The 4,534-nt window shown below is 38.9% G+C and carries 3 protein-coding genes, 5 tRNA genes and 1 pseudogene; all 9 read right to left on the bottom strand.

Going from position 1 to position 4,534, the window contains the following annotated elements:
- Positions 1-211: 211 nt before the first annotated feature.
- A tRNA-Leu gene (locus tag G6W45_RS09580) sits at positions 212-296 on the bottom strand.
- A gap of 15 nt (positions 297-311) precedes the next feature.
- Positions 312-388, bottom strand: a tRNA-Arg gene (locus tag G6W45_RS09575).
- Between the two features lie 15 nt (positions 389-403).
- A tRNA-Arg gene (locus tag G6W45_RS09570) sits at positions 404-480 on the bottom strand.
- Between the two features lie 6 nt (positions 481-486).
- A tRNA-His gene (locus G6W45_RS09565) sits at positions 487-563 on the bottom strand.
- Between the two features lie 9 nt (positions 564-572).
- Positions 573-650: transfer RNA gene (locus G6W45_RS09560), tRNA-Pro, on the bottom strand.
- 429 nt (positions 651-1,079) lie between these two features.
- The gene (locus G6W45_RS09555) at positions 1,080-1,802 is read right to left on the bottom strand and encodes a TerC family protein (protein WP_084041818.1); all 723 of its coding nucleotides are present in this window, start codon (positions 1,800-1,802) and stop codon (positions 1,080-1,082) included.
- Positions 1,795-2,382, bottom strand: a complete 588-nt coding sequence (gene purN / locus G6W45_RS09550) for a phosphoribosylglycinamide formyltransferase (RefSeq protein ID WP_194168334.1) — start codon at positions 2,380-2,382, stop codon at positions 1,795-1,797. Before purN ends, G6W45_RS09555 begins: the two co-directional genes overlap by 8 nt.
- Positions 2,364-3,767, bottom strand: coding sequence for an NAD(P)H-hydrate dehydratase (locus tag G6W45_RS09545; RefSeq protein WP_194168333.1), 1,404 nt, complete (start codon positions 3,765-3,767; stop codon positions 2,364-2,366). Before G6W45_RS09545 ends, purN begins: the two co-directional genes overlap by 19 nt.
- A 2-nt stretch (positions 3,768-3,769) precedes the next feature.
- Positions 3,770-4,405: pseudogene (locus G6W45_RS09540) on the bottom strand (ATP-binding protein); the annotation flags it as partial.
- Between the last annotated feature and the right edge of the window lie 129 nt (positions 4,406-4,534).

Here is a 4,534-nt window from a genome sequence, read left to right as displayed (position 1 = left end):
GTCCTGCGTTGGATTCGAACCAACGGCCCCCTCATTAAAAGTGAGATGCTCTACCGACTGAGCTAGCAAGACATTTGCTTAAAAAAGAATTGAGATTATACAAAAAACATTATTACATGTCAAGAAACAAGAAAAAGTACCTAATACTTTCTATAATAAAGGCTAACTTTAATTTTTAACAACATAAGATTATCTAAAACTATAAAAAGAATGGTGCGGATGAAAGGACTTGAACCTTCACGCCGTGGGGCACCAGATCCTAAGTCTGGCGTGTCTGCCAATTTCACCACATCCGCACAACAATAATAAAGTGGTACGCCCATCAGGATTCGAACCTGAGGCCTACGGCTTAGAAGGCCGTTGCTCTATCCAGCTGAGCTATGAGCGCATAAAGTATTTTAAGTGGCGCGCCCGATAGGAGTCGAACCCATAACCTACAGATCCGAAGTCTGTCGCTCTATCCAATTGAGCTACGAGCGCCCAAAATGGGGTGAGTGATGGGAATCGAACCCACGACCCTCAGGACCACAATCTGATGCTCTAACCGACTGAGCTACACTCACCATTTAACATGGTCGGGGTGAAAGGATTCGAACCTTCGGCCCTCTGGTCCCAAACCAGATGCGCTAACCAGACTGCGCTACACCCCGCCTGAGTCGTGTTTGTAAGTTTATGCCACTACCTCATTAAAAAGTCGTATTTTAACTTGTTTTTTTTATAAAGTCAATTAAAAAACACTTAAATTAATAGAAATTATATATAAAAGATAATTCAATCAAAAATATTAATTAATACTTCGCCAAATACTTAATTTTTTACACACGCAAGCTTTTTATACTTCTCTATTTTACTACCTAGCTATAAAGTATGTCCTTTATTTCACGGATTTTTAAGTAGCTTGACACGAATATTTTACACTGATATTACAACAAAACAAACATCGATCTACTATCTATTATGCATTTTATGCTTATCAAAATTTTACCTTCAAATTTCAACAGATTTATCTTTTCGGGCTAAAATTTTTTGATTAACATTTTATCCATCATATCATTAGCTTTTTCATCGTCGTAAAAATATTATTTAGCTATTGCTTTCTTTTTAGCATAGATATTTATACTTTCCACTGCCAATGAAAATGCCATCGCAAAATAGATATACCCCTTTGGAATATGAAATCCTAATCCTTCAGCAACTAGTGTCATGCCCACAAGCACCAAAAATGCAAGTGCTAAAATTTTTATAGTCGGGTTATTATCTACAAAATTAGAAATACCTTTTGACGCTATCATCATTACACCAACTGCTAAAATAACAGCTATGATCATTATCTCTATATGCTCAGCCATTCCAACAGCCGTGATAACACTGTCAAGAGAAAAAACAATATCCAAAACAGCTATCTCGCTTACAATAACCAAGAAATTTGCATGTGATTTTTTGCTATTTTTATGCTCTTCGCCTTCACCAGAAACACTAGAATGTATTTCAAGGGTTGATTTTACAAGTAAAAATAGACCGCCTAATATAAGCACCAAATCTCGGCCGCTTATGCTAAATTCTGCGATAGTAAAGAGTGGCTTCGTTAGCTTCATGATCCAAAACAATGAAAGTAAAAGTAAAATTCTAGTCACCATAGCTAGCCCTAAGCCAACAATCCTACCACTGCCGCGCTGCTCTTGAGGTAGTTTACCTACCAAAATAGCGATAAATATAATGTTATCTATGCCTAAAACTATCTCTAAACCAGTTAACGTAAGTAGTGATATCCACGCTTCTGGCGAACTAAACCATTCAAACATTTGCTTCCTTTGTTAAAATTTTTATTATGCTATCAGGCAAAATTTCATGCTCTATCGCATGGATTTTGCTCTCCCAATCCTCTAAGCTCATACTATCTTCTCTTTCAAACGCTCTTTGTGCGATGAGTTTACCTCCGTCAAGCTCCTCGCTCACGTAGTGCACACTAACTCCGCCGAGCATCATCTCGCTCTCAAAGCTCTCTTTTATCGCATGAGCGCCCTTAAAAAGTGGCAATATGGAAGGGTGTAAATTTATGGCTTTTATCTGTGATGTAAAAACAGGAGTTAATATCCTCATAAATCCAGCAAGCACTGTTAGTTCAGCGCCGCTTTTTAAAATTTGCTCCACAACTGTAGCGTCAAATTCCTCACGATTTTTAAATTTAGCACTCTCTATTATCGTCGTCTCAAGCCCAAATTTCTTAGCTCGCTCGATGCCGTATGCAGCAGGTTTATTGCAAATACAAAGGCAAACTTCGATTTTTATGCCATTAAAAATTTGATTATGAACTTTTTTAAGTATCGCTTCTAAATTTGAGCCACTACCACTAAAAAGTACGGCTATTTTTTTCGTAAGCATTTTACTCCTTTTATAATGTCTGTTGGCTCGAGCGCGTAGCTGTTTTTGCCAAAATTTCTAAGGCTAAGCGCATGAGCTAGTGTAGCCGAGATGGCAGCATCCAGTGGCTCGTGGCCTTGAGCTAAAAGTGCTAGCACAAGTCCGCTTAGTACGTCGCCACTGCCGCCTTTTGCAAGCGTATTTTTACCATAAGGCATGATATAGATTTTTCCATCTTTAGCAATTATTGTATTTGCGCCTTTTAACACGAGCACGGCCTTAAATTTCTCGCTCCAAGACTTAGCATAAGCAAATCTATTTTCTTGTAATGTTTTTACGTCGATATCTGCTATATTACAAAGCCTTAAAAGTGAGCAAAACTCCTTTGGATGAGGTGTCAAGACGCAGTTCTCATCTAGCAGGTCACGCACTTTTGGGCTATAAAAGATATCAGCGTCAAGCACTAGCTTTTTACCCTTTAAAATTTGTGCATCAAGCTCTTCTACGCCCTTTTTGCCAAGCCCCATACCAACGGCTCCAGCGTTCATTTTCTCACTTATCTTGCTAGCTTGCATGATCTGCGTTGGCAAATTTAGACTCTCATTGCTTATCACACTAACTAGCCCAGACCCAAAGGCAAATGCCGCCTTTGCGCAAAGTTTGCTAGCTCCTATATGCTCGCCAGATATGATAAATGCGTGGCCAAAGTCGCCCTTATTTACGCACTGATTTTTTCTATTTGGAAGCACAAGGTCGCGTTTTTCAAGCAAGTGATAGCCACTCTCACACTCGTAGTTTTGCACGCTTATGCCAAGATCAGCGACCTTTATCTTGCCAACAAAGTCTTTTGCAGCGTCGCTATAAAGCCCAAGCTTTCTAGCTCCCATCGTGATAGTGGTGTCTGCTTTTACGCAAGCACCTAGCACCTTGCCATCGTTACTTAGTCCACTTGGCATATCGCAAGCGATGGTGTAGGCAGAACTTTTGTTTATCTTTGAGATAAGCTCTATGTGATTTTCGTCTAAATTTCTATTTAAACCAGAGCCAAAAAGTCCATCTATGACACAGTTTGCCTCTTTTAAACTAATATCTATATCGTGGCTTTCGTGCACATTAGCTAGTTTTGCACGTTCAAGCTGTTTGCTCGCAAGTGGCTTTAAATTTTGGCTAATCAGGATAAATTCGCACTCAAACTCGCCCTCTAGCATCCTTAAAGTGCAAAGCACGTCAGCACCGTTATTTCCACCACCGCAAATGCCAAGTACCCTCATACCTTTTTTAAATTTCTTACGTACGAAATTTGTTATGCCGGCGGCGGCGTTTTCCATTAAAATTTCTTCACTGAGGTTAAATTTCTCTCTTGCCCTCTCGTCTAAAATTCTCGTATCTAAATATAAATTTTTCATCTTTATGCCCTAAAACTAAGCGCCTCTAAGATGTGGGGCTTTAAAATTTGCTCACTCTCATCAAGGTCAGCGATGCTTCTAGCCACTCTAAGTGTCCTTTTTATGCCTCTTTGAGAAAGATTGTACCTCGAGGCCGCCTTTTGTAAAATTTCTCTTGCTTCATTATCTAATAGACAAAATTTTTCTACTTGTGCGTCATTTAGCTTGCCATTTAGTTCATCTTGATCGCGCCTTTTTTGAAATATAAAGGCTTTTAAGACCATCTCACTCATCTGCTGTGAGCTCAAACTCGCCTTGTCACCTGGCGCGCTCTCGTCCATGGCAACTTTTAAATCAATGCGGTCGAGCACTGGAGCTGAAATTCTTGATTTATAGTTTTTTATCTCATTTTCACTGCATTTGCAATTTAGATTGCGAGAGAATAAATTTCCACAAGGGCATGGATTTTGAGCGGCTACGAAGATAAATTTAGTCTCATAAGTCACTTTTGAATTCACTCTTGCGATGTGGATTTGATTGTCCTCTAGTGGCTCTCTTAGGCTCTCTATCACTTGTTTAGAAAAGTGTGGAAATTCGTCAAAAAATAGTACTCCGCCATTTGCAAGTGCGATTTCACCGATCTTTGCGACATTTGAGCCACTGTAAGATTCAATAAAAGTTGCGAATGAATAAAAGCGATTGAGAAATGCATTATGTAAAATCATTGCCCTATTTTCAGTTAAATTGATACTATTTTACTATTTTTTAAAATTAAAAACAAGCTACTA

The organism is Campylobacter concisus, from assembly GCF_015229955.1.
GTDB classification, from domain to species: domain Bacteria; phylum Campylobacterota; class Campylobacteria; order Campylobacterales; family Campylobacteraceae; genus Campylobacter_A; species Campylobacter_A concisus_AT.
The sequence above is the reverse complement of the archived record's forward strand: the minus strand, read 5'-3'. Positions and strand labels throughout refer to the sequence as shown.